This is a genomic window from Faecalibacterium sp. i25-0019-C1 (genome assembly GCF_042854225.1).
Taxonomy (GTDB): domain Bacteria; phylum Bacillota; class Clostridia; order Oscillospirales; family Ruminococcaceae; genus Faecalibacterium; species Faecalibacterium taiwanense.
Genome location: NZ_AP031428.1, coordinates 2,358,934 through 2,383,868, shown reverse-complemented (window position 1 = coordinate 2,383,868; position 24,935 = coordinate 2,358,934). Strand labels below are relative to the sequence as shown.

The 24,935-nt window shown below is 55.8% G+C and carries 23 protein-coding genes, 1 pseudogene and 1 riboswitch; of the genes and pseudogenes, 14 read left to right on the top strand and 10 right to left on the bottom strand.

Annotation, left to right across the window (positions count from 1 at the left end):
* Window positions 1–22 precede the first annotated feature (22 nt).
* Window positions 23–1,498, top strand: a complete 1,476-nt coding sequence (locus ACGHUK_RS11800) for a glycoside hydrolase family 32 protein (protein WP_390574389.1) — start codon at window positions 23–25, stop codon at window positions 1,496–1,498.
* Window positions 1,499–1,582: 84 nt separating this feature from the next.
* On the opposite strand, the pseudogene ACGHUK_RS11795 reads toward ACGHUK_RS11800, so the two are convergent.
* From ACGHUK_RS11795 to ACGHUK_RS11775, 5 genes and pseudogenes are all read right to left on the bottom strand, one after another.
* A pseudogene (locus tag ACGHUK_RS11795) lies at window positions 1,583–1,738 on the bottom strand (DUF6061 family protein); the annotation flags it as partial.
* A 382-nt stretch (window positions 1,739–2,120) separates the two neighbouring features.
* Window positions 2,121–3,353 (bottom strand): tyrosine-type recombinase/integrase, encoded by a 1,233-nt coding sequence (locus ACGHUK_RS11790; RefSeq protein ID WP_249240610.1) that lies wholly within the window; start codon window positions 3,351–3,353, stop codon window positions 2,121–2,123.
* A 107-nt stretch (window positions 3,354–3,460) separates the two neighbouring features.
* Window positions 3,461–3,682, bottom strand: a complete 222-nt coding sequence (locus tag ACGHUK_RS11785) for an excisionase (protein WP_173015371.1) — start codon at window positions 3,680–3,682, stop codon at window positions 3,461–3,463.
* Between the two features lie 143 nt (window positions 3,683–3,825).
* Window positions 3,826–5,166 carry a hypothetical protein gene (locus ACGHUK_RS11780; RefSeq protein WP_390574388.1) on the bottom strand — a complete coding sequence of 447 codons (1,341 nt, stop codon included), beginning with the start codon at window positions 5,164–5,166 and terminating at the stop codon, window positions 3,826–3,828.
* 374 nt (window positions 5,167–5,540) lie between these two features.
* Window positions 5,541–6,860, bottom strand: coding sequence for a phage/plasmid primase, P4 family (locus ACGHUK_RS11775; RefSeq protein ID WP_390574387.1), 1,320 nt, complete (start codon window positions 6,858–6,860; stop codon window positions 5,541–5,543).
* 614 nt (window positions 6,861–7,474) lie between these two features.
* A riboswitch (FMN riboswitch) is annotated at window positions 7,475–7,589 on the top strand.
* 151 nt (window positions 7,590–7,740) lie between these two features.
* Here ACGHUK_RS11775 and ribD point away from each other — a divergent pair.
* Genes ribD through ACGHUK_RS11745 form a run of 6 tightly spaced genes read left to right on the top strand, consistent with a single transcriptional unit; the run spans window position 7,741 to window position 12,060 of the window.
* The gene (ribD, locus tag ACGHUK_RS11770) at window positions 7,741–8,865 is read left to right on the top strand and encodes a bifunctional diaminohydroxyphosphoribosylaminopyrimidine deaminase/5-amino-6-(5-phosphoribosylamino)uracil reductase RibD (RefSeq protein WP_390574386.1); all 1,125 of its coding nucleotides are present in this window, start codon (window positions 7,741–7,743) and stop codon (window positions 8,863–8,865) included.
* Window positions 8,829–9,470 (top strand): riboflavin synthase, encoded by a 642-nt coding sequence (locus ACGHUK_RS11765; RefSeq protein ID WP_181968242.1) that lies wholly within the window; start codon window positions 8,829–8,831, stop codon window positions 9,468–9,470. Before ribD ends, ACGHUK_RS11765 begins: the two co-directional genes overlap by 37 nt.
* Before the next feature lie 12 nt (window positions 9,471–9,482).
* Window positions 9,483–10,679 (top strand): bifunctional 3,4-dihydroxy-2-butanone-4-phosphate synthase/GTP cyclohydrolase II, encoded by a 1,197-nt coding sequence (locus tag ACGHUK_RS11760; RefSeq protein ID WP_390574385.1) that lies wholly within the window; start codon window positions 9,483–9,485, stop codon window positions 10,677–10,679.
* Window positions 10,680–10,700: 21 nt separating this feature from the next.
* A complete protein-coding gene (gene ribE, locus ACGHUK_RS11755; protein ID WP_097781396.1) occupies window positions 10,701–11,177 on the top strand; it encodes a 6,7-dimethyl-8-ribityllumazine synthase in 477 nt (158 codons plus the stop codon).
* Window positions 11,178–11,197: 20 nt separating this feature from the next.
* Window positions 11,198–11,614 (top strand): winged helix-turn-helix domain-containing protein, encoded by a 417-nt coding sequence (locus tag ACGHUK_RS11750; protein ID WP_390574384.1) that lies wholly within the window; start codon window positions 11,198–11,200, stop codon window positions 11,612–11,614.
* Window positions 11,611–12,060 carry a low molecular weight protein-tyrosine-phosphatase gene (locus ACGHUK_RS11745; RefSeq protein ID WP_390574383.1) on the top strand — a complete coding sequence of 150 codons (450 nt, stop codon included), beginning with the start codon at window positions 11,611–11,613 and terminating at the stop codon, window positions 12,058–12,060. The genes ACGHUK_RS11750 and ACGHUK_RS11745 overlap by 4 nt, the downstream gene beginning before the upstream one ends.
* A gap of 341 nt (window positions 12,061–12,401) precedes the next feature.
* On the opposite strand, the gene lysS is transcribed toward ACGHUK_RS11745, so the two are convergent.
* From lysS to ACGHUK_RS11730, 3 genes are all read right to left on the bottom strand, one after another.
* Window positions 12,402–13,913: a lysine--tRNA ligase gene (lysS, locus tag ACGHUK_RS11740; protein WP_005945010.1), complete on the bottom strand. Its 1,512-nt coding sequence runs from the start codon at window positions 13,911–13,913 to the stop codon at window positions 12,402–12,404.
* A gap of 25 nt (window positions 13,914–13,938) precedes the next feature.
* Entirely contained in the window at window positions 13,939–14,424 is a 486-nt protein-coding gene (gene greA / locus ACGHUK_RS11735; protein ID WP_005945007.1) for a transcription elongation factor GreA, read from the bottom strand.
* A gap of 207 nt (window positions 14,425–14,631) precedes the next feature.
* Window positions 14,632–16,542, bottom strand: coding sequence for a hypothetical protein (locus tag ACGHUK_RS11730; protein ID WP_390574382.1), 1,911 nt, complete (start codon window positions 16,540–16,542; stop codon window positions 14,632–14,634).
* Window positions 16,543–16,681: 139 nt separating this feature from the next.
* Here ACGHUK_RS11730 and ACGHUK_RS11725 point away from each other — a divergent pair, with 139 nt between their 5' ends.
* Window positions 16,682–16,855 carry a hypothetical protein gene (locus tag ACGHUK_RS11725; protein ID WP_179860473.1) on the top strand — a complete coding sequence of 58 codons (174 nt, stop codon included), beginning with the start codon at window positions 16,682–16,684 and terminating at the stop codon, window positions 16,853–16,855.
* A 221-nt stretch (window positions 16,856–17,076) separates the two neighbouring features.
* Complete coding sequence (locus ACGHUK_RS11720) at window positions 17,077–17,214, top strand: hypothetical protein (protein WP_179860474.1); 138 nt, start codon at window positions 17,077–17,079, stop codon at window positions 17,212–17,214.
* A 282-nt stretch (window positions 17,215–17,496) separates the two neighbouring features.
* Here ACGHUK_RS11720 and ACGHUK_RS11715 read toward each other — a convergent pair whose 3' ends face one another.
* Entirely contained in the window at window positions 17,497–19,581 is a 2,085-nt protein-coding gene (locus ACGHUK_RS11715; RefSeq protein WP_390574381.1) for an elongation factor G, read from the bottom strand.
* A 243-nt stretch (window positions 19,582–19,824) separates the two neighbouring features.
* Between ACGHUK_RS11715 and ACGHUK_RS11710 the strand changes: the two genes are divergently transcribed.
* Both ACGHUK_RS11710 and argF read left to right on the top strand, forming a co-directional pair.
* The gene (locus tag ACGHUK_RS11710; RefSeq protein WP_005944992.1) at window positions 19,825–20,304 is read left to right on the top strand and encodes a dCMP deaminase family protein; all 480 of its coding nucleotides are present in this window, start codon (window positions 19,825–19,827) and stop codon (window positions 20,302–20,304) included.
* Between the two features lie 391 nt (window positions 20,305–20,695).
* The gene (gene argF / locus ACGHUK_RS11705; RefSeq protein WP_390574380.1) at window positions 20,696–21,694 is read left to right on the top strand and encodes an ornithine carbamoyltransferase; all 999 of its coding nucleotides are present in this window, start codon (window positions 20,696–20,698) and stop codon (window positions 21,692–21,694) included.
* Window positions 21,695–21,750: 56 nt separating this feature from the next.
* Here the strand turns inward: argF and ACGHUK_RS11700 are convergent, their stop codons facing one another.
* Window positions 21,751–22,311, bottom strand: a complete 561-nt coding sequence (locus ACGHUK_RS11700; RefSeq protein WP_097781406.1) for a biotin transporter BioY — start codon at window positions 22,309–22,311, stop codon at window positions 21,751–21,753.
* A 285-nt stretch (window positions 22,312–22,596) separates the two neighbouring features.
* Between ACGHUK_RS11700 and ACGHUK_RS11695 the strand changes: the two genes are divergently transcribed.
* From ACGHUK_RS11695 to ACGHUK_RS11685, 3 genes are all read left to right on the top strand, one after another.
* Window positions 22,597–23,172 (top strand): hypothetical protein, encoded by a 576-nt coding sequence (locus ACGHUK_RS11695; protein WP_223388668.1) that lies wholly within the window; start codon window positions 22,597–22,599, stop codon window positions 23,170–23,172.
* Between the two features lie 122 nt (window positions 23,173–23,294).
* Window positions 23,295–23,786: an RNA polymerase sigma factor gene (locus ACGHUK_RS11690; protein WP_044954130.1), complete on the top strand. Its 492-nt coding sequence runs from the start codon at window positions 23,295–23,297 to the stop codon at window positions 23,784–23,786.
* On the top strand, window positions 23,773–24,912 hold the full coding sequence (locus tag ACGHUK_RS11685; RefSeq protein ID WP_154259359.1) for a DUF4349 domain-containing protein: 1,140 nt from the start codon (window positions 23,773–23,775) through the stop codon (window positions 24,910–24,912). The genes ACGHUK_RS11690 and ACGHUK_RS11685 overlap by 14 nt, the downstream gene beginning before the upstream one ends.
* The last annotated feature ends 23 nt before the right edge of the window (window positions 24,913–24,935 follow it).

Sequence of the window (24,935 nt, the reverse complement as noted above, 5' to 3'; positions counted from 1 at the left end):
ATTCTTTCCTTTGGAGGATTCCATGAACGATTTGACTTTACAAAAAGCCCGTGCCTACGAGGCCGAGCACGGCGCTGCCATTTCCCCGGCGGAACGCCCTGCTTACCACATGACTCCCTATGTGGGTTGGCTCAACGACCCCAACGGTTTCTCTTATTATAAAGGGAAGTATCACCAGTTCTATCAGTATAACCCCTACGATGTGCGGTGGGCGCCCATGCACTGGGGTCACGCGGTCAGCACCGACCTGCTGCACTGGGAGTATCTGCCCTGTGCACTCGCCCCGGATTCCCCGGCGGACAACGGCCCCGGCTGCTTCTCCGGTTCTGCTACCGAGATGGATGACGGCAAGCAGCTGCTGATGTACACCAGCGTGGTGGCAGAAAAGCAGCCCAATGGGGAGATGCGGGATATCCAGACCCAGAGCATTGCCATTGGTGACGGTCTCAACTACGAAAAGCCTGCCTGCAACCCGGTGCTGACCCAGAAAGACCTGCCGGAGGGCTTCAGTAAGTTCGATTTCCGGGACCCCAAGATCTGGCGTGAGGCCGACGGCACCTACTCCGCCGTCACCGTCTGCCTGGCCGAGGACGGCAGCGGCGCAGCAGCACTGTTCCAGAGCAAGGACGGCTTCGACTGGCACTTTGTCACGGTGCTGGAACGCTGCAACAATCAGTACGGCAAAATGTGGGAGTGCCCGGACTTCTTCCCGCTGGACGGCAAGCAGGTCTTGATGCTCGGCCCCATGGAGATGCTGCCCAAGGGCGAGTTCCACAACGGTCACAACGTGATTGCCTTCATCGGCAGTTACGACCAAGCCACCCACACCTTCACCAAGGAAAACGTGCAGCTGATGGACGGCGGCATCGACTTCTACGCCACCCAGACCACCCTTGCCCCGGACGGCCGCCGCATCATGACCGCATGGCTGCAGACATGGTCGGACACCGAGGATAAGCCCCAGGGCTGCAAGTGGTTCGGGCAGACCATCTGCCCCCGCGAGCTGCACATCAAGGACGGACGCATTGTTCAGGCCCCGGTGCGGGAGCTGGATGCCGTCCACGGCAAGCGCACCCTGCACGAAAATGTGACGGTGCAAAGCGAAACTTCTCTGGAAGGCATCAAGGGCCGTGTGGCGGATCTGACCGTTACGGTGCAGCCCGGCGAGTACCGCTCCTTTACCCTGAAGCTGGCCGCCGATGCAGACCATCACACCAGCCTGACCTACGACCCCTACACCTCCGAGCTGACGCTGGATCGCAGCTATGCCGGTTCCCGTGCCGACATTGTTCACCGCCGCAGCTGCAAGGTGCGCAGCCAGAACGGTGCGCTCAAACTCCGCATCCTGCTGGACAAAAACAGCATCGAAGTTTTCGCCAACGACGGTGAGCAGACCATGACCGCATGGATCTACACCCCCCAGTCTGCCGATGGCATCACCTTTGCCGCCGATGGCAAAGCAACTGTTACGGTGGAACAGTTTGAGCTGAATCTGTAACCTGATATTCCTTTCATTTCTCCTTCATTGAATACAGCCCCGCTTTGGCTTCTCCTTCGCCAAGGTGGGGCTGTGTTTGTTATGTTATTGCTCTTCCAGCCTGCCATGGCCGCAACCAAGCGAGAGATAATGTCCAATCTCCCCACCCAGCACAAGCTGGGCATACTCCAAGGGCTTGTTGTAGAGCAGCCAGTCCAGTTCTGCCCGCTGTGCCGGGGCGTTGCCGTATTCGTCCTCCACGTTTGGCGTATGGCGTAGTTTTCGCTGGAAATCCATCAAAAGAAAAAGCCTGAAACTTCTCGGTACATCAAGAAGTTTCAGGCTATGTTTTGCTTAAATTGGAGCTTGTCGGGGCAAGGCCCCTCCATCTTGCTGGCGCAAGACCGCTCGGCCGCTTAAAAGCCCCACTGGGGCTTTCATTGCTGCGCAAACGCGGAATTTACTGCTCAATCGGCTTCATCGTGGGGACAGGTCAAGGAAGGCTCACAAATGGCTTTATTTTCCGTTATAAGCCTATCCATGCGGCTTCCTTTTTCCTGCTCCCGTACGTCACCCTACGCAACTCTCCACAACTTACCGGCAATTTGGTGTAAAAGTGGTGTAGTGGTTGGTGTAGTAGATTTCAGACCGAAATGCCCAGTTTACCGTTCAGATTTGCAAAGGAATGGGCTTTGGCTTCCTTGGTGGCTTCTGCGTAAATCTCCATCGTAGTGCTGATGTCCTTGTGTCCCATGATGTCCTGAATGATCTTCAGGTTGGTCTCATTTTCGCACAGCCGGGTGCAGAACGTGTGCCGGAGATTATGGCAGGAGAAGGGCGGCAGCAGCTGCGGCTCCCGCTTTTCCTTTTCGGCCTTTTCCAGTTCGGCTTCGTTGTATGCCACGCTGATGCGCTTGATGGCACGGTTAACCGTCTGCGGATTCTGCGGCTGGCCGAAGCGGTTCAGGAATACGAAGTCCGAGATTCCGTCGATTTCGTATTCGCATACCAGTTCCAGCTCCTGCTGGTTGGTGCGTTCCTGCTCCAGCGCTTTCCGCACTTCGGGCAAGATTGGAATTGCCCGCTTACCGGCGGCAGTCTTGGGGGTGGACATGGTGAAATAGCAGCCACCGACCTCGTGGTCATGGTACACCAGATTGTGCTGGATGGTGATAAACCCACTCTCGAAGTCGATGTCACCCCAGCACAGGCCAACCGTTTCCGAGATGCGGCATCCGGTACCCAGCATGAAGGTGAACATCGGGAGCCAGTGCTGGAACTTCGGCGTTTTCTTGATGAAATTCAGAAACGCCTGCTGCTGGGGCAGGGTCAGAGCGTGGCGTTTGGGCGTTTCGTACTGGTGGGCGGCTTTTATAGCCGTCAGGACACCATCCGTGGGATTCACACGGATGTACTCATCGTCCACCGCCACCGCAAAGACCTGATGGAGAACATTCTGAATTGTTTCCAGCGTGTTCAACGCCATCTTGCCGTTACGGACGATGCCATTGTAGTAGCTGCGGATATCCGACTTGCGAATGTCCCTGAGCTTCATCATGCCGATCTCATCCCGGACGAACCGATTGTACATATAGACGTAATTGGCGAAGGTATGTTCTTTCAAGCCCACCTTGTTCTTACGCCACAGTTCAAACAGATCGTTCAGAGTCAGACTGCACTCCGGGATGCGGATGCCTTCTGCCAAGTCATGCTGGATCTTCTCTTCCTTTTCGCGCAGCCCCTCCAAGGTTGCATCATAGATGGTATGGCGTTTTCCGTTTTTCGCAGTCCAACGGTACATATACAGCCCGTCGCTCTTGCGGTAGACCTCGCCATCCTTCAAAACACGGCCTTTATTATCTTTACGTCTTTGCATATAAACTCTCCTTTTCATGCACAGAATGTTGAAAAGGAGCCTTACGCCATGAGTATACCATGACGCAAGACTCCCTGCAACATCAAACGGTCAATTTTTGAACCGCATCAGATCGAGAATGCCTTGTCCAGATATTCGTCCAGCTTACGGCGTTTGATCAGCCGTTTGGTTCCGTTCCAAAGGACGAACTTGCATTCATCGCTATCGGTCATTGACCGCAGTTTATTGATACCGATCCCAGAGTAAGCCGCCGCTTCCTCCAAGGTCAGATTACTCTTTTGCCAAATCGGAACTTGTCGGGACTTAGTCCCTCCATCTTGCTGACGCAAGACCGTTCCGTTGCTTAAAGTCCCCACTGGGGACTTCATTGCTTCGCAAACGCAAACTTCTTTCACTTGCACCTCCATATCCTTGTAACCGGGTGTCGGGGCAGAAAGTGCCAGCTTTCTACCCCGAACGTTCCCGATGAGGTTCAAATTTCCGAGTGCCCCTCCTGTGTGCGGGGTTGTGCCGCTGGTTTGTTTTGTGCCTGTTCTGCCTGCAAACGGCTCAGCAGTTGCAGAACGGAATCCCGCGCTTTCTCCCTGACCTGCTCCTTACCTTTCTGCCGGACATCTGGCTTCAGGAGCTTCTCCTGCAAGCGGGCAGCGGTGGTCTGCATGGTCTTGAGGAACTTGTCCAGCACGGTGTCCAACCGATGGGCGGCGTATTCTCTCGTGGTCTGCGGAGCCTTACGTTCCGGGGACAGTACCCACTTCTTCGTGTCCTCGATCATCCGCATATCTTCCTTGCGGGTCTCGGTGCGCACCACGTCCGTCACGACCTCCACCGCCTTGTCATAGGCCGCAGCCGAAACATCTTCCAGCAGGGTCTCCATGTCCGAAACTTTCAGGGTCAGCTTGTCCAGCTTGTTCTGCTGGGCGGCAAGCTGCTCCTTCTGCTTTGCAAGGATGAAGTCCTGCTTTTCCAGATATTTGCGGTTGCCGTACTCCGCTTCCTCCTCCAATTCCAGCCCGTGCCGCTTGGCAATCTCGAACAGCATCTTTCGACAGGCGGCATCAAAGGTGATTTTGCGGTTGTTCCGGCGGCTGAGGGGCTTGTCCGGGTCGGGCAGCTCGAAGCCCAGTGTTTCCAATGCCTTTTCCTGCTGGGGAGCAACCTCGCCGTACTTGTTCTCACAGTCGAACACATGGCGCTCGTGGATGTGGGGCGTGCTTTCATCCAGATGCAACGCCCAGTCCAGCACATGAACATGGTCGCCGAATTTAGCCTTGAATTCTTCGATGAACTCGGTGACGATGTTCAGCAGATCCTCCGCCGAAGCGTGTTCATCTAGCGTTCCCAGTTGGTAAATCGTCTCTTCCGGGCAGGTCTTGCGGCTGGACAGCAGGTCAGGAATGGAGCGGTTGCGTTCCGTGTGCCGGATCTTGGCGTTGCGCTCGTTCTGGCTTTCCACAAAGTTGGAATAGCGGCTCTCATAGAATTGCCGTTCCACATCTGAGAAGGTCGCCGCCAGATCATCCGGGTCGGGTGGAGCAAGAGCCGAGCGGAAACCGTGGAAGCAGTCCCAGTAGATGTTGCCCTTGGCGCGTTCCGGGTCGATGTGTTCGCTGTTGGCAAGATTGAAACTCCGGTCATTGTGCTTGGGGTTATAGGTGCCGTGGGTTCCAGCTCGTCCGTTGTGTCGTGTTAATTTCAGATAGACATCCCTCCGTTTCAACAGCTTGGTGGGGAGAACGCAGCAGCGAAGCTGCTGGATCTGCCGCCGTTTTGCGCCAGATAATACCCAGTAGGATATGACGCACAGCATCATATCACTGGGGCAAAGAGCTGCGCTCTCTGCACTCTTGCTCCGGGCAAGCTGCCCCGTATGGACAGCTTGCCCGGTTTTCAGAGGGTCATTTTGCCCCTCTGATTTTGCCTGTTCCCAAAATGGTAACAGGCAGATAAACGGTCTGATAACGGCCATCTCACCCTGATTCCCATTTTGGGGATTTGGGTGGATGCTGGCAAGTGCCGCTTTCCGGCACTTAACGCTATGGGGTTGGTTGGTGGTCGTTTTGACCACCAACCAAAGCCCCTTATATGGCGAGTTTTCGGTCAATCGCTGCGTACGTGCGTACAGAGAAAGCCGACTGCTGCGTACGCACGTACGCAGCAAAACGCCCATATTCTCCTTTATGGGGGTCATGCCCGCCAGCCATTGGGGGTGAGGTCGGGCTGCACAAGGGCTTCGATACCCACAAAGCCCCGGACTCTCCGCCCGGACGAGTTAACGATGTTGTTGGTGGATTCCAGATTATACCTGCGCTGGTTGGCGATCAGTGCATCGCTGAATCCTCTGGCCTTGATTGCATTCAGACTGTTCTCCTCGCACCACATCTTGTAGACCTCATACAGTTCTTTCGAGCTGGTGCAGGCATCCGCCTTCAGGCGGATGTAGCCCTCGGATTCGAGGAAATCAAACACATTGTTGTTGTCCCGCTTCACCAGTTCCCGGTTCCGCTTGGCACGGTCACTCTCGGTGAACTGGAAGCCATTCTTCACCAGCCGCTGCAAGCCCTCAAATGCCCACAGCAGGATGCCCTCGACCTCTGCCGCCATCTTCTCGGCAATATCCGGGTCGTCCACACGAGACAGGGGCTTGTCTTTGGTGGTCAGGATGAGCTGACGGCGGTAGAAACCGTCCGAGCGATCATACAGAGCCTGCAGGTCGCCGTTGCTGAACGCCAGCAGACGGGCGTACATCCAACCCTGATAGCTCTGCTTGCCCTTGCGCTCCAAGTCCATCTGCCCCTGCGCGGTCACGATGGACTTGACATAGTTGGTCTGGCGCAGGGCTTCCATCCGCATATCATCGTCCACGCAGAGCAGAGTGTGCTCCAGATCGGCACGGGCAAAGCGGTTCTCCGAAATTTTGCCGATGCTGCCATCCTTCATATTGCAGCCGAACAGCCGGGACAGCACCACGCCGATCTGCGATTTTCCCTCGCCGCCGCTGCCCTTGATGACCATCATGCGCTGTCCCTTGTTGCTGGGGATCAGGCAGTAGCCGATGAATTCCTGCACCGTGGGGATATCCTCCGGGTAGAGCAGGTCGGACAGGAACCACAGCCAATGGGTGGGCTGTGGGGCTTTCGGGTCATACCTGACCGGGAGCCGATTGCGGACGATCTCCGGCTTGCCTTCCTGAAAGGTGCCATCCAGATGCAGGGTGCCGTTTGCCAGCGCGATACGATCGGTGACAGGCGGGAAGTCCTCCACCTGTGCCGCCAGCTTCAGCACATCCACCACATTGGTGACCTTCTTGGCGAGGTTCGCCCCAACGTATTCACGCATCATCTCGAAGATCTCACACCGCAGGGGCATGGGGTCCACCATTCTGCCGTCCGGGGTGAAAAATGCGCCGTTCGAGTAAAGCAGCTGGTGGGTGCTCAGGAAATCGTCACAGAACAGGGATTCGTTGAAAAAGCCCTTTTTGAACCATGCGGGGGTAAAATTACTCATAGGCATTCCATCCTTTCGTTGGCGCTACGGAAAACGATGTGGTCAATTTGACCACATCGTTTTTCTCCGCAACTGGGAAATCAACGTCCTGCCGTTCTCCCTGCACGGCTTTCCTGCCCTCTTCCGGCGGCGTTTTCCGGCTCTCCTTCTCAGGGTCATCGCCGGGTATCCCATGCAGACGGTCATGCGGTTTTCAAGGTCCAACGGGCAAAACGGCAACAAAAAAGCCGTCACAAAACAGACCAGCCCTGCCTTCGCTTTTTCTGGAAGGTCATGCTAGTCGGTTATGTAACGGCTGAAAGCCAAAATGTTCATCCCCGCAGGGACTGAACGAATATGTAAAAATATGTTATATTCAATTGTTGGGATAGACTACCACAAAAATCGAGCCGTGTCAACAAAAACTTTTGAGAACGCGTCACTTTCGGCAGCTTGCAAGAAAAGGCGAGGAAAACTTTGGCAAAAAGAGAGAGAGCTGGACGATGCCAGCCCTCTTGACAAGGCAATAATAGTCAAAAAGTTTCGTACCCATCTTCATCCCGGTTTCGTCCCGGTTTGCAGAATGCCCTTGCAATCCGAAAGGAGCCGTGCTATAATGCCGCTGTAATTGAATCAGAAATCTTCAGGGCAGGGTGCGATTCCCTACCGGTGGTACAGCCCACGAGCCGTAAGGCATGATTCGGTGAAACTCCGAAGCCGACAGTACAGTCTGGATGAAAGAAGATGCCAAGCGCAGAGCCCGCACGGTTCGGCGCTTGTGGAGGCTGCTCTGGGATGCGTTTGCATTCTGGAGCTTTCTTTTTTGCACAAGGGTCCCTTGTGTCTTTTCGGCTTGCCCTGAACGTTTTTGTTCAGGGCTTTTTCTTTTGGAGGCGACACGATGAACGACAAAGAGTATATGCGTCTGGCTTTGCAGCTTGCAAAAAAGGGTTGCGGATGGACGTCTCCCAACCCGATGGTGGGTGCCGTGGTCGTAAAAGAGGGCAGGATCATCGGACAGGGCTGGCACCAGAGATACGGTCAGGCTCATGCGGAGCGCAATGCGCTGGCATCCTGCACCGAAGATCCGCAGGGAGCGACCCTGTATGTGACATTGGAGCCGTGCTGCCATTACGGAAAGCAGCCGCCCTGCGTGGATGCGATTCTGGACGCGGGCATTCACCGGGTGGTCGTGGGTTCTGCTGACCCGAATCCGCTGGTGGCTGGAAAAGGAATTGCAATCCTGCGCGCACACGGCATAGATGTGACCGAAAATGTTCTGCAAGAGGAATGCGATGTGCTGAACAAGGTGTTCTTCCACTATATCACCACAAAACGCCCCTTCGTTTCCATGAAATACGCCATGACGATGGACGGAAAAATCGCCACATACACAGGCGCTTCCAAATGGATCACCGGGGAAATTGCCCGGAATCATGTTCAACGGCAGCGACACCGATTCCGCGGCATTATGGTGGGAGTCGGAACCATCCTAGCAGATGACCCGCTGCTGACCTGCCGGATAGAGGGTGGCCGTGATCCTGTCCGGATCATCTGTGATACGCATTTGCGGACACCGCTGCAATCACAGGTGGTCATGACCGCCAAACAGGTCCCGACCATTCTTGCGACCTGCTGCGGCGACCCGGAGAAGCAGACGGCATATCAACAGGCCGGGTGCCGGGTCCTTTGTCTGGAAGCGCATTGCGGTCATGTGAATCTTCTGCAACTGATGGAACAGCTGGGGCAGGAGCAGATCGACAGCATTCTGCTGGAAGGCGGCGGAACCTTGAACTGGTCTGCACTGGAAAGCGGCATCGTGCAGCAGGTACAGGCTTACATTGCCCCGAAGCTGTTCGGAGGAAGGGGTGCCAAAGCACCCATTGAGGGTGCAGGTGTCCCGCTTCCGGATGCTGCATTCCGCCTGAAGAACAGCCGATTGGAACAGCTTGGCAAAGATTTCCTGATCGAAAGTGAGGTGGAGTACCCGTGTTTACCGGAATCGTGGAAGAAGTCGGAACAATAAAGTCCATCAATCGGGGACAGCATTCCGCCGTACTGACTGTTCGTGCAAAAACGGTTCTGGAAGGAACCAGGATCGGCGACAGCATCGCCGTCAACGGCATCTGTCTGACCGTCAGGCAGCTCTTCCCGGATAGCTTTGCTGCGGATGTCATGCACGAGACCTTGAACCGCTCTGCACTTGCACAGCTCACCGTTGGAAGTGCTGTCAATCTGGAACGTGCCATGCCGGCCAACGGACGTTTTGGCGGACACATCGTAGCAGGCCATGTGGATGGCGTCGGACGCATTGCTAATATCCGAAAAGACGATACGGCTATCTGGTACACCATTCATGCAGATTCTGCGATCCTTCGCTATGTCGTTGAAAAAGGCTCTATCACAATAGACGGTATCAGCCTGACCGTGGCTGCGGTGGAACCTACGGGCTTTTCCGTGTCCACGATACCGCACACCGTCCGTCAGACGAACCTGAACCAACGGCACAAAGGGGATTTTGTCAATTTGGAAACCGATGTTGTTGGAAAATATATCGAGAGGCTGCTTTCATCAGAAACACCGAAGCAAAACACGCTCACAAAAGAAATGCTGCTGCGCTGCGGCTTTTAAGGAGAGTTTACGATGAACTTCAATACCATTCCCGAAGCTTTGCAAGACCTGAAGCAAGGAAAAATCATTCTGGTAACGGATGACCCCGACCGTGAAAACGAGGGGGACTTCATCTGTGCTGCCGAATTTGCCACCACCGAAAACGTCAACTTTATGGCGACCCACGGCAAAGGTCTGATCTGTATGCCGATGTCCGAGGCTTTCGTCCAGAAGCTGCAATTTCCGCAGATGGTGCAGCATAACACCGACAACCATGAAACGGCATTTACGGTGTCCATCGACCACGTTTCTACTTCTACGGGCATTTCTGCCGCAGAGCGTTCCATTACGGCGATGGCTTGTGTGGACGATCACGCAAAAGCAGAAGATTTCCGCAGACCGGGCCATATGTTCCCCCTTCTGGCAAAAAAGAACGGTGTGTTGGAGCGCAACGGTCACACGGAAGCAACCGTTGACCTGTGCCGTCTAGCAGGGCTGAAAGAATGCGGCCTGTGCTGCGAGATCATGCGGGAGGATGGCACGATGATGCGCACCGCTGAACTGGCAAAGCTGGCAGAGCGTTTCCAAATCAAATTCATCACCATCCGTGATTTACAGGAGTACCGCAAGTGTCACGATAAACTGGTCGATCAGGTGACGACGGTGAACCTGCCCACCAAGTATGGCACCTTCAGAGCTTATGGTTTTGTGAGCCGCCTGAACGGAGAGCATCACATTGCACTGGTAAAAGGTGACATTGGCGATGGAAAGGATATTCTGTGCCGCGTCCACTCGGAATGCCTGACAGGAGATACATTTGGCTCTTTGCGTTGTGACTGCGGCCAGCAGCTGGCCGCTGCCATGACGCAGATCGAAAAAGAAGACCGGGGTATCCTGCTCTATATGCGGCAGGAAGGCCGGGGCATCGGTCTGATCAACAAGCTGCGTGCCTATGAACTTCAGGAGCAGGGCATGGATACGCTGGAAGCCAATCTCGCTCTGGGGTTCCATGGAGATGAACGGGAGTATTATCTCGGCGCACAGATCCTCCGGGAACTTGGCGTAAAAAGCCTGCGCCTGCTTACCAATAACCCGGACAAAGTATATCAGCTCTCCGAGTTTGGGCTGGAGATCTCCGAGCGCGTACCCATTCAGATGACGGCGACCCCGTATGACCTGTTTTACCTGAAAACGAAGCAGGCACGGATGGGGCATCTTCTGGAATATTAACAACGAAAGAGGTATTTAAAAATGAAAACATTTGAAGGCAAGCTGGTTTCTCAGAATATCAAGGTCGGTATCGTAGCTGCCCGATTCAACGAATTTATCACGTCCAAACTTCTGAGCGGAGCAATGGATGGTCTGCTCCGGCACGATGTGCAGGACGCTGATATTCATGTTGCATGGGTTCCGGGTGCTTTTGAGATCCCACTGGTTGCCTCTAAAATGGCAAAAAGCGGAAAGTATGATGCTGTGATCTGCCTTGGGGCCGTGATTCGCGGTTCTACCAGCCATTACGACTATGTGTGCAATGAGGTTTCCAAAGGCATTGCCACGGTCTCGCTGGAAAGCGGGGTTCCCGTCCTCTTTGGTGTTCTGACCACCGAAAACATCGAACAGGCCATCGAGCGGGCAGGCACCAAAGCAGGTAATAAAGGCTATGACTGTGCAGTCAGTGCCATCGAGATGGTAAACCTGCTCCGGGAAATGGATACCGCCGCAGAGTAAAATACACGCAGGAGTTTGCCATGATCGTTATAAAGACCCGACAGCCTGACCCGGAATTGGAGCAGAAGATCCGGATGCTTCTGGAACGAGAGCACATCGAGGCAGAGCAAATATCCATTGATTCATGGGAGAAGTTGGTTCTTCCGGGGCTTACACTGGACGGAATGACCCACGAAGTGTCGTGCAGCGGCAGAAAAGTCTCCCTTACACGACTGGAGTTCGATTTGCTGCTGATGCTTGCCTCCCACGAAGGACAAATCTTCTCAAAAGAAGAGCTTTTCCGTGCTGTGTGGGGACAAAACTGTGACGACACCTTAAAGGTCGTGGCAAATACCGTTTCCAATCTGCGAAAGAAGCTGGCCGGCTGCGGTAGCTTTATCCGCACTACCCACGGCGGCTATGCTTTTGTAAGCCAAAAGGAGAACGACCCGGCATGACCAGGATCTTATTTATTTGTCTCGGAAATATCTGCCGAAGCCCGATGGCGGAGTATGTGATGAAAGACCTTACGTCCAAGGCAGGACTATCCGAGCAATTTGAAATCGCATCAGCCGCCACCAGTGCATGGGAAATCGGAAATCCGGTCTATCCTCCTGCACGGCAGAAGCTGGCAGAACATGGCATCGACTGCAACGGCAAGACCGCCCAGCAGATGACCCGGCTGGATTATGCACGGTATGATCATCTGATTGGCATGGACGAAAGTAATCTGTGCGACATCCTGCGGCTTGTCGGCGGAGACCCACAGCATAAAGTCTCGCTGCTGATGGCGCATACGGATCATCTCCGTGAAGTGGCAGACCCATGGTTCACGGGAGATTTTGAAGCCACATGGCAGGATATACTGGAAGGATGCACGGCATTGCTTGAGGAACTGCGCTAAATTGGCGTAAATTTTGGCGTATGCTGAATCAAGGTGCATTTTATAATCACCAGCAACGAGCTGATTTAACCGCAGGGAACGCCGATTGGTAGCATAAAATCCTTATATGAAACAAAAAGCGGCAGCTACGTTGTTTTTCGCAACATAGCTGCCGTATCTTCGTTTTGGGAGTTCGGTGTACCTACTACACCAATCCACCTATTCAATTCTTACACCACACCGCTTTGTAAGGCTCCTTTTCGGGAAAACGTCCCAAAATTGGTGTAGTTGTGGTGTAGTACCGCAGATGTTGCTTGAAATCAGTTCAAAATTTCATCGCATCTACGTTTCAATTTCGTATTTTACTGCTCAATCGGCTTCATCGTGGGGAACAGCAGCACATCGCGGATGGAGGCGCTGTCGGTGAGCAGCATCACCAGACGGTCCACGCCGAAGCCCAGACCGCCCGTGGGGGGCAGGCCATACTCCAGTGCGTTCACGTAGTCGTAGTCCACCTGTGCCTTGCAGTCGGGCTCGATGGCCTTGCGCTCGGCCACCTGACGCTCGAAGCGGCCCTTCTGGTCGATGGGGTCGTTCAGCTCGCTGAAGGCGTTGCCGTACTCGGTGCAGTCGATGAAATACTCAAAGCGCTCGGTGAAGGCGGGATCGTCCGGCTTGCGCTTTGCCAGCGGGCTGATCTCTACGGGGTAGTCGTAGATGAAGGTGGGCTGGATGAGCTTGTCCTCCACGAAGGCATCAAAGAACTCGGCCAGAATGGAACCCTTGGTGGGCACCTCGGGCAGCTCCACGTGGTGCTCCTTGGCGGCGGCGATGGCATCCTCGTCGGACTTCCAGTCGTTGAAGTCTACGCCGGAGTACTTCTTCACGGCTTCCACCATGGTCAGGCGCTCCCAGTGGCCCATGTCGATCTGCTTGCCCTGATAGGGGATGACCATGCTGCCGCAGATCTTCTGGGCAAGGCGCTTGTACAGCTCCTCCACCAGATCCATCATGCCGTGGAAGTCGGTGAAGGCCTGATACAGCTCGATGCTGGTGAACTCCGGGTTGTGCTTGGGGTCCATGCCCTCGTTGCGGAAGATGCGGCCCACCTCGTACACGCGGTCCATGCCGCCCACGATCAGGCGCTTGAGGTACAGCTCGGTCTCGATGCGCAGCACCATGTCCATGTTCAGGCTGTTGTGATGGGTGTAGAAGGGGCGTGCGGATGCGCCAATCTCGAAGGGGGTCAGGATGGGGGTGTCCACCTCCAAAAAGCCCTTCTCGTCCAGATAGGCGCGGATCTCCTTCAGGATCTGGCTGCGCTTCACGAAGGTGTCCTTCACCTCGGGGTTGGCGATCAGGTCCACGTAGCGCTGACGGTAACGCATCTCGGTGTCGGTCAGGCCGTGGAACTTCTCGGGCAGGGGGCGCAGGCTCTTGGCCAGCAGGGTCAGCTCGGTGGCGCGCACGCTCAGTTCGCCGGTCTTGGTGCGGAACACCTCGCCCTTCACGCCGATGATATCGCCCACGTCTAGCTTCTTGAAGGCGGCGTAAGGCTCTTCGCCCAGCTCGTCGCGGCGGACGTACAGCTGAATGTCGCCCTTATCGTCCCGCAGGTGGGCAAAGCTTGCCTTGCCCATTACGCGCTTGGACATCATACGGCCAGCCAGCGCCACGGTCTTGCCGCTGTCGGTCTCGTTGGGCAGGTCGGCAAACTCGGCCTTCAGGTCGGCAGAGTAGGCATCCTGCGGGTACTTGGTCAGGGTGAAGGGGTCGTGGCCTGCAGCCTGCAGGTCGGCCAGCTTCTGGCGGCGCACCTGCACCTGCTCGCTCTCGGACAGGCCCTGCGCCGGGTTCTTCTTTTGTTCTTCCATGGTTTCTCCTATTCGTTTGGCCTGCTCAGCCTGCAGCGTGGGTAATGTTCAGCACGGTGTACTCCACGGTGTGGCCGGTGGGCAGCAGCACTTCGGCCTTGTCGCCCACAGCCTTGCCCAGCAGAGCGTGGCCCACGGGGCTTTCGTCGCTGATCTTGCCGTTCAGGGGGTCGGCTTCGGTGCGGCCCACAATGTCGTACTCCTCGTTCTCGTCCTCGCCGGTCATGAGGATGGTGACGTGGGTGCCCACAGAGACATTGTCCACGCTCAGCTCGCTCTCATCAATGATGACGGCGTTCTTGATCATCTGCTCCAGTTCGGTGATGCGGTTCTCCACCAGACCCTGCGTATTCTTGGCCTCGTCGTACTCGCTGTTCTCGGAAAGGTCGCCGTGGCTGCGTGCTTCCTTGATCTCTTCGGCCAGCTCCTTGCGGCGCACCGTTTTGAGGTATTCCAGCTCCTCCTGCATTGCCTTCAGACCGGCAGCGGACATTTTGATCTCTTGTGCCATTTGAGAATCTCTCCTTGTCTCTATTTGTGCTGTGCAGCCGCAAAGCCGCACAAGAATGCCATTTTGACTACATTATTATAATAGCAGGCGGCTGCTTTGTCAACAAAAAAGGCGGCGGTAGGGCAGAAAAATGTGTCGGCTGGAGCAAATAACGGAACAGCCCGCTCTTCAAAAAAGGAGAACGGGCTGTTTTGATTCCATTGGGTGTTACTTGGTAGACGGTTTCATCTGCTGTGCCTTTTTCCACGCGCGAATGGCTTTTACGGTGGAGACCGGCACATGGGGGTCGAATTTGTCCGGATGCTCACTGCTGCGCAGCGTCATCAGCTCGTTTTCAATTGCCCACTGTGCAGCCTGCTGCGCATCGGTGTCGTCGGTGTCGATATCGGTATAAGCGGCTTCGGCAGCAGGAGCAGGCTGTCCGGCATCCTTCCAGAGCACTTCGGCCAGTTCGATGCGAGTTTCCGGGATGGCGGTACCCTTGGGCAGATGATGGATCAGCCACAGCTCGGTGCCCAGCTGATGCAGCCCGCCCACCAGCAGTGCACCGCCAATGATCGTTACCGCAGTGCTGATGGCAGGGTCAACAGAGGCGTCGACAGGGGCGTCGTCGATCGTGGGAGGGATGGGGCGGTACTGTGCAGTCAGTGTGATGTCCTGAGCGGGCATGCGGAAAGATGTTTTGCTTGCAGTCCGATCAAAGCCTGTGCTGGTCAGATCAGACAGAGCACTGGCAGGGGAGACCACCCACTGTTCAAACTCCAAGTCGTCCTGAGGAGCCGGGGCGGCAGACAGATTAACCTGCCGTCCGTCTTGGATCTGTGTTGTAGGGGGCAGTGCAGTAACGCCGCCGTCGATGGATGCTGTGCCGGATACGACATTTACGAAGTAGCCGGTTCGCTCAACAAGTTCCTGATAGCCGGTTTCATCTCCATTATCGTGGAACACAGCAACAGTACCGGCATTATTGCTGTGTAGTTTCAACTTCTTTTGGCTGTCAGCATTGCCGGTTGTTGTAATAGGGCGGGGAAGTATAAGATCGCTGTCCATAACCAGAACAGTTGCTTCATCTTCGTAGTCATCGGCAATGGTGATCAACTGATCTTCTTCCATACAGATATCATTGGTATTATCCTCGAAATGCACATCTTTACCAATGAAAACAGAGTTCGGGTTTGATTGTACTTTAACGCCATAGAGGCTGTTGCTGATTGTTCCGCCGGTGATATTAACGGTTGCGTTGAGAGCGCTGCGGATAGCAGCAGATTTTTGGGACCTTACGGTTCCACTTTTGAAATTGAACGTTGCGCCAGATACGACTGCAATCGTAACATACGTTCCTTGCATGCCTTCCAGCAGAATATTTTTTCCGTTTTGTTCTTCAATCGTTGTGTTGTCTCCAGTATCAAGCGCACGGCCACCTACCAGATTCTTAATAGTACCGCCATGGATATACACTTGCTTATCGTGGTTCAGATTGATAGTGGGAGAACGGAGCGACTCGTTTATGAATGTTCCATCGTTGATTTCAATCTCTTGACTGGAATTTCCGAGAATAACACTGCGTGAATCTGAATGAAAATACCCATCATTGATTGTTAAAACGCTGTTGGAACGCGTGTCAATGACGTAGCTGGTGGATGTTGTATAGCGTCCACTGCCGTTGATTTCTACCGTACCATTATTGCATACGATAGATGATGAATTGCTATTGAACTGACCGTCATTGATCACGGCCTTTGCGCCGGAGGATACTGTGATCAGGGGATGGGGTTTTGAAACAGCATCAGAATAGCCAAGTAAGTGGTCAGAACCTTCAAGAACGAGAGTGCCTTGCTTTACGACAATAAAATCATTCTGATTTTGTGCGATATTGATGTTGCCCATTATACGAAGGGTGACAGTGCAATTCGGGGCGTCAATCACAAGATGCCTCTGTGCATTTTCGCAGGGCAGCAGATCATAGGTGGCAGTCTCTGTGATTGTGACCTCAGTGTTAGGGGTGAGGTCGAGCTCATTACTGCCCGTCTCCGCCGCAAATGCAGAGACTGCCCCGACAGGCAGAAATGTCAGTGCCATGCTGAATGCCAGCAGCAGGCTGATAAGTCGCGTTTTCATATAAATTCCTCCTTGATACGACTTTTGCGGGTGGATCTTGTCTGCGCGGATTGTGGACAAAAAAGATTCACCAATCTTTATTCTACCCCCCCCCAACAGAAATCAAGGATTTTAGACAAGATTGGAAGGATGCCTAAAAATGGCAGAGATTTTAGAGGATCTGAGAAAAATAACAACAAAAATCCCCGCCGACAGAGGGAAAGCGGAGCAGGGCATCATGGAGGCCAAGAGCGCAGACACCTTCAAGCCCGAAGGCTGGACACCGAAGTTCAACGTGATCGAAACCTGGAATAGGGCATTCCCCAAGCACTAAACAAAAAGCCCCCGGTATTCGCAGTACCGGGGGCTTTTTGTTGTATTGGGTCGAGAAATATGCTATACTAAAAATAAGGCGCTGATCGTATCGACCGGTGGTCATGCTCTCTTGCCCGAATCGCTGATTCTTCCTGTACATGGAACGAAGCAGGGGGTCCGGGAGGGAACTTTTTTGAAGGAAACCGCCCGGAGCCCTGAAGGCGAAGGGAGGGATGTCGGATGACTCTGTTGGAGACTCTCGCACTGCTCACGTTCATTCTCACACTGCTGGGCCTGATCGTGGATGTGATTCGTCTGACCGTTGAGGTCATGGCAAAAACTTCGCAGAAGAAAGACGATGATAACAAAAAAGATTGACCGCCAACGGTTCCCAGCCACGCGGTCAATCTTGATTGCAGGGTAAGGAGCTGACCATGATAGGACCAGCGCCCCTTCTATTTTTATTATACCGTATCACTGCGCATTGTCAAGCTTTTTGCCCGCAAAAACCCCCGCTGACAGAGGGAAAAGTGTCAACGGGGGTCGGGGGTGATGTCGTATTTCGGTGGGAACTCCTTCAGTCAGAACCTGACGGTTCTGCCAGCTCCCTCGGTGAGGGGGCTGTCTGCGCAGCAGACTGGGGGAGTTGACGTTTGCCGTTTAATCGTCTGCGCTCTCGTCCAGATTGCCCAGCTTCTTGGCCTGCTCCACAACGGCAGGCACCAGCATCTCGGGCAGAACCTCGTAGCGGGCAAACTCGGTGGTGAACCAGCCGCGGCCTTGCGTGGTCTGCCGGATGAAGGTGGTAAAGTTTGCAAGCTCTGCCAGCGGCACTTCAGCGATGATGGTCTGCAGGCCGTCCTCGTCCGGCTCCATGCCCAGCACGCGGCCGCGGCGCTTGGTCACATCGCCCATGATATCGCCGGTGTTGTCGTTTGGCACATGAGCCTTCAGGGTGTGGATGGGTTCCAGAATGACCGGGCCGGCCTCCGGCATAGCGGCCTTGTAAGCCAGCTTTGCGGCCATAATAAAGGCCATCTCGGAGCTGTCCACCGGGTGGTAGCTGCCGTCCAGCAGGGTGGCTTTCAGGCCCACCACGGGGTAGCCTGCAAGCACGCCCTTTTCGGCGGCAAGGCGCACGCCCTTTTCAACAGCCGGGAAGAAGTTCTTGGGCACGCTGCCGCCGAACACCTTCTCCTCAAACACCACCTGCTCGCTGTCGCAGGGCTCAAAATTGATGACGACATCGCCGAACTGGCCGTGACCGCCGGTCTGCTTCTTATGACGGCCCTGCTTCTGGCAGGCCTTGCGGATGGACTCGCGGTAGGCGATGCGGGGTGCTTCCAGCCCGATCTCCACGCCGAACTTGTTCTTGAGTTTGGCCTTCACCACGTCCAGATGCTGCTCGCCCAGACCGCCGATCACCTGCTGATGGGTCTCGGCGTTGTTCTCGTAGCTCAGGGTGGGGTCTTCTTCCATCAGGCGGGCCAGTGCGCTGCTGATCTTGCCCTCGTCGCCCTTCTTGGCCACAGTGACGGCCATGAACAGGCTGGGCTTGGGGAACACGGGGGCGGGCAGCTTGACCACGCGCTCAGCGTCGCACAGGGTGTCGCCGGTCTTGGCGCTCACCAGCTTTGCCACTGCGCCGATGTCACCGGCAATGATGCCGTCGGAGTCCACCTGCTTTTTGCCAATGACGGTGAGGGGCTTGGAGATCTTCTCCACATCGCCGGTGCGGGCGTTGGTGAGGGGTTCGCCTGCAGTCACCTTGCCGCTGACCACGCGCAGGTAGCTCAGCTTGCCCACGAACGGGTCGGCCACGGTCTTGAACACGTAGGCGGCGGTAGGCTCGTCCACGGTGCAGTGCAGTTCCACCGGCTCGCCGGCGGCATCCTCGGCCAGCGTGCTGGCTTCGTGCTCCGGGCTGGGCAGCAGCTTGTGCATGTTGAACAGCAGCATATCCAGCGCCTGCTGGTTCACGGCGCTGCCGCAGAACACGGGGGTGATCAGGCCGTCCTTGACGCCCTTGCGCATGCCCTCCACGATCTCTTCGGTGGTGAAGGCTTCGCCGCCGAAGAACTTTTCCATCAGCTCATCGTCGGTCTCGGCAATGGCTTCGCTCATGGCCTCGATCAGGCCCTGAAAACGGTGGCCGATGTCCGGCAGGTCCACCTGGATCTGCTTGCCGCCCTCGTACTTGAAGGCCTTCTGGCTGAACAGGTTGATGTACACGGGGGTGCCGTCGTCCAGCTTGGCGGGCACCACGCAGGGACAGACGGTGGAGCCGAACTTGATCTTCATATCCTCAAGGATCTTGAAGTAGTTGGCATTCTCCAGATCGCACTTGGAGACGAACACCATGGTAGCCTTGCCATTCTTGCGGGCCAGCTGGAACGCCTTTTCCGCACCCACAGTCACGCCGCTGCGGCCGGACACCACCACCAGCACGCTCTCGGCTGCGCGGATGCCCTCGTACTCACCGGCCTCGAAGTCGAACAGGCCCGGCGCATCGATCAGGTTGTACTTGATGCCCTCGTACTCCACGGGGACGACCGATGCAGACAGGCTGGCCTTGCGCTTTGCTTCCTCGGGGTCAAAGTCCGAAATCGTGGTGCCGTCCTCGACCCGGCCCATACGCTCGGCAGCGCCCGAAAAATAGACCAGCGCCTCGGTGAGCGTGGTCTTGCCGCTGCCGGCATGACCGGCAATCAGGATATTGCGGATGTTGTTGCTTGCGTATTTCATATCGGTTTTTCCCTCATTTCCGCCGCACGGAGCATTCTCTCCGCTTTTGTGGCATATTTTACAAAGATAATACCACACTCAAAATGATTTTTAAATATTTCGTTTGAAAATTCTGACGAATCAAACGCCAAACTTCGGGGCAAGGTTTTGTGCAAGTTGCACGGCAGTGCCAAAGTTTATTGTAAAATCCACAGCGATACGCTATAATAAAAGGCAGAATACAGGCACAAGGAGCATACCGAAATGAAACGTACCGATTACATCAACTGGGATGAATATTTCATGGGCATTGCGCTGCTCACGGCCATGCGCTCCAAGGACCCCAACAGTCAGGTGGGCGCGTGCATCGTCAGCTCGGAAAACAAAATTCTGTCCTTGGGCTACAACGGTATGCCCATCGGTTGCAGCGACGACGAGATGCCCTGGGAGCGGGAGGGCGCACCGCTGGACACCAAGTATATGTACGTGTGCCACGCCGAGCTGAACGCCATCCTCAACAGCGCCCACAATAACCTGAAAGGTGCGCGGGTGTACGTGACGCTGTTCCCCTGCAACGAGTGCACCAAGGCCATCATCCAGTCGGGCATTGCCGAGGTGGTGTACTACGGCGACAAGTACCACGACAGCGATTCCAGCGTGGCGGCGCGGTTCATGTTCAAAAAGGCCGGCGTGAAGCTGACTGCCTATCAGTCCACCGGACGGAAGGCAGAGCTGGAGCTGTGAACTTTTTTCATAGCATCTTGACTTTTGTGTGGGATTGCATATACTAAGGGTAGGAAGTTGGTTAGAACATTCCATTGTATCCACGCACAAAAAAGAGCCCTCTCAGAGTTGCAGCTCCGAGAGGGTTCTTTTTGTGCTTACTTGCCCTTGCGGTGACTCTCAAGCCACTTGCACAGGAAGTGTGCAGCTACCTGTGCTGCGACAGCCACCAGAAAATTGGTTAGAATGGTGTCCATGATATCCACCCCCTTCTGTTGCCAGAATGGAGAAGGGCAGCACAGCCAGTATAGCATATCCGACAGGGTATTGCAATTTTTACAGGATATCATTATAATAGAACTATATCTCGAATAAATATTCAACAATGCTTGCATAGAGAGGGAAATATACAATGAGTCTGAAGAACCGCAGCTTTTTAAAGCTATTGGACTACACCCCTGCCGAGATCGAAGAACTGCTGGACCTTGCCGCAGACCTGAAGGCAAAAAAGAAGGCCGGCATCCGCCACAATGACCAGCTGGCAGGCAAGAACATCGCCCTGATCTTTGAAAAGACCTCCACCCGCACCCGTTGCAGCTTCGAGGTCGCTGCCCACGATCTGGGCATGGAAGTGACCTACCTTGACCCGTCCGGCAGCCAGATCGGCAAGAAGGAGTCCATCGCCGACACTGCCCGTGTGCTGGGCCGCATGTTCGACGGCATCGAGTACCGGGGCTATGGCCAGCAGATCGTGGAAGACCTTGCCCACTACGCCGGTGTGCCGGTGTGGAACGGCCTGACCAACGAGTTCCATCCCACCCAGATCCTGGCTGACTTCCTCACCATCCGGGAGCACTTTGGCCATCTGAAGGGCATCAATTTCGTTTACTTCGGCGATGCCCGCTACAACATGGGCAATAGCCTGATGGTGGGCTGCGCTAAGATGGGCCTGAACTTCACCGCCTGTGCACCCAAGAAGTACCAGCCGGACGCTGCCCTCGTGGCCGAGTGCCAGAAGATCGCTGCCGAGACCGGTGCCATCCTCACCTTTGAGGAGGATTCCGCCAAGGCCGCCAAGGGTGCCGACGTGCTGTACACCGATGTGTGGGTGTCCATGGGTGAGCCGGTGGAGGTGTGGGCTGAGCGCATCAACGACCTTGCCGCCTACCAGATCAACCAGAAGCTGATGGACATTGCAGGCCCGCACGCTGTGTTCATGCACTGCCTGCCCGCCTTCCACGACCACAAGACCACCGTGGGCAAGGAGATGGGCGAGCGCTTTGGCCGCGATGCCATGGAAGTGACCGATGAAGTGTTTGAAGGCCCACAGAGCATCGTGTTCGACGAAGCCGAGAACCGGATGCACACCATCAAGGCCGTGATGGCTGCGACCCTTGGCTATGTAAAATAACGGATCACAAATAAAAAAGGGAGGCTGCGTTTGCAGTCTCCCTTTTGCTTTTCCTGTTAGGCTTCCTTCAGCTTCAGCACGCCAGCCTGTACCAGACGCTTGCGCAGCAGTGCACCCACGATGCAGCTCACCACGATCTTGGCGAGATCCAGCGCAATGAACGGGTACACGCACACCGAAAGCGCATAGCCCAGCTCGCACTGCATCTGGAACACGAACCATGCGGTGCCCAGCACGTAGCAGGCGGCATCGCCCAGCACAAGGCCGATGCCGGAGATCACCGGCTGGCCCTTGCTCTTTTCGATGAACAGACCGCCGATGAAGGCCAGCAGCAGGTAGCCCACCAGATAGCCGCCGGTGGGGCCTGCCAGCTTGGCAATGCCCGCGCCGTAGCCGGAGAACACCGGCACGCCCACAAGGCCGATGAGCAGGTACACCGCCACGCTCAGGGTGCCGAACTTGGGCCCCAGCAGCCATGCGGTCAGGCAGATGACAAAGTTTGACAGCGAAATGGGAATGGCTCCGATGGGCACGCTCAGCGGGCCAAGCACGCACAGCGCGGCGGCCATCAGCGCAGTGACAGCCATCTGATAGGTGGTCAGTTTTTTGTTTTTCATAGAATAAAATTCCCCTCTGTTAAAAATTTACAAGGCATCTGTGCCCGAGTATAATGCGGCGGAGGGAAGACGGTCAACAATGAAGTTGCAGCAGGGTTTACAATAGGGCGTGTTGTAATGCGTCGTAGAATATGGTAAGATGATAACAAAAAAGATTGACCGCCCTGCTTCCAAACTGTGCGGTCAATCTTTTTGATAAACGGGATGGAAAGCTGACCCTTGCAGTCAGCGCCCCCTTCTATGTTTAGAATACCGCATCAGCGTTATTTATCAAGGAGGTTCCCCATGGGTGGAGGACATGTTTCACGGCCGGACTTCGGGATGCCGCAGCCGGACCCGGCCTACCCACTGACCGAGTTCTACCTGCTTTTGCAGCACGCACTGGACAAAGCGGGCCGCTTTGCGCTGCCTGCGCTGTATGCCCGCGTGCAGGCACCGGCCCGGCACATCTATCTGGACGAGGCGCGGGAATATTTGAGCCTTTCGCCTACCGGGCGGGAGGGGGATATCCGCCTGCTGGCCGAGGGCAGTCTGCAGCTGCTGTACAGCACCCTGCACGTCCTGCCGGACGGCACGCCTGCAGCCCTGCTGCTCACCGAGGAGTGCACCCGCGCCACGGTGGCGGTGCAGCTGCTGCCGCCCTTTGTGTGGGAGGACCCGCTGCCGCCGCTGCCGGACACCCCTGCGGCGCTGACGCTGCAGCTGACCATGCAGGATGTGATGCAGGCCGATACCGACCCGGAAGCGCTGGGCAGAAAGCTGGCTGGCACAGCGGCGAACAAGCGCTGGCTGCACCATCCGAAGGCCGAGACCTTCCTTGCAGAACGGGTGGCCCTGCTGCAGAGAGTATATAAAAGGTGATTTTCATAAATTTTTCCAGCAATGCAATCTTCGGGGGCGTTCAGCCGTGTATAGGGTGAATGTCCCCCGTGGAACACGAATTCCACCAGCCCTGTACAGGCGGTAAAGGAGAGCTTGAAACTATGGGACAGCTGACCAGAAACGAAGTATTTACGCTGGCAGTGCAGAAATACAGCGATGCTGTTTACCGCGCTGCCATACACAACAGCCGATGCACAGCCGATGCCGAGGACGTGGTGCAGGATGTCTACGAGAAGCTCCTGCATTATAATGGTACGTTTGAGAGTGAGGAGCACCTCAAGGCGTGGCTGCTGCGGGTGGCCATCAACCGCTGCCGGGACCTGACCCGCGCAGCCCATCAGAAGGACACCGAGCTGGACGAGAACCTGCCCGCGCCCGATGCGTTTGAGGACGGCAGTGTGCTGGACGCAGTGCGCGCCCTGCCGGAAAACTACCGCAATGCCATCTATCTGCATTACTACGAGGGATACACGGCGGCGGAAATCGGCCGGATGATGGGCGCACCGTCCAACACGGTGCTGAGCTGGCTGCGGCGTGCCCGGGCGCAGTTACATACGATGCTGAAGGAGGAGATCGAAGATGAGGTGGTATGAGTACAAGATGGAGACGGACGACCTCTACGCCCCGGACGATCTGAAGGCAAAGCTGCTGGCCATGACAGACCAGTTGACCGAAGAAGAAAAGGCCCAGCCCATGATGAAAACCGACGCACCGGTACCAGCTCAGTCCGCCCCGGTGCAGCCGAAGAAGAAACTGATCCGCTTCCCCGCAAAGCGGGTGGGCGTACTGGCGGCCTGCCTTGCTGTGTGCGTGGTAGGCTATGGTGCTTTTGCCACCGGACAAATCGGCCTTGGCGCAAAGAGCAGCAGCCCGGCGGTCTATTATTCTGCGGACAGCACTGCGGCGGTGATGGCGGCAGGCGGCGCGGACCGCGCCGCTGTGGACAGCCCCATGGCAGCCGATTACAGTCTGAACACCATGGCGCTGGAAAGCGGCGCAGACAACGGCACCGCTGTTTATTCGGAGGACGACGCGGCAGCAGCGGCCCATAGCACCGACCACGCAAAGATCATCTACACCGCGAACCTCAGCCTGGAAAGCAAGGACTACGACGCAGCCCGCGCTGCGCTGGATGCTGCCCTTGCTGAAGCGGGCGGCTATCTGGAATCCAGCAGTGAATACTCGGATGCCGGTGACAGCCGCAGTGTCAGCCTGACCTACCGGGTGCCGCAGCAGAACTACGAGAACTTTCTTGCCGCCGTGGCCGAAGCAGGCAACGTGACCTACAAAAACCAGCAGGCCGACGACGTGACCGCCCAGTACATGGACGTGGAGACCCGGCTTGAGAATCTCAAGAACCAGCGAACCCGCCTGCAGCAGCTGCAGCAGCAGGCCGACAACCTCTCCGACCTGCTTGAGATCGAGTCCAGCCTGACGGATGTGCAGAGCCAGATCGAGAGCTGGCAGAGCCAGATGGACTGGTACAACGATCAGGTGGAAGAGTGCACCGTGTACGTGAGCCTGAGCGAGGTGAGCACCTACTCGCCGCCCAGCGAGGGCTTCGGCAGCCGCTTTGTCAGCGCCCTTTCCGCTGGCTGGCAGAACTTTGTGGGTGGCCTGCAGCAGGTCATCGTTGCCCTTGCCGGTGCATGGCCGGTGGTGGTGATCGCAGCCGCCGCCTGCGCAGGGTTCGTGGTTTGGAAAAAGAAGAAAAAATAAATCAAAAAAATACTTGACATCCG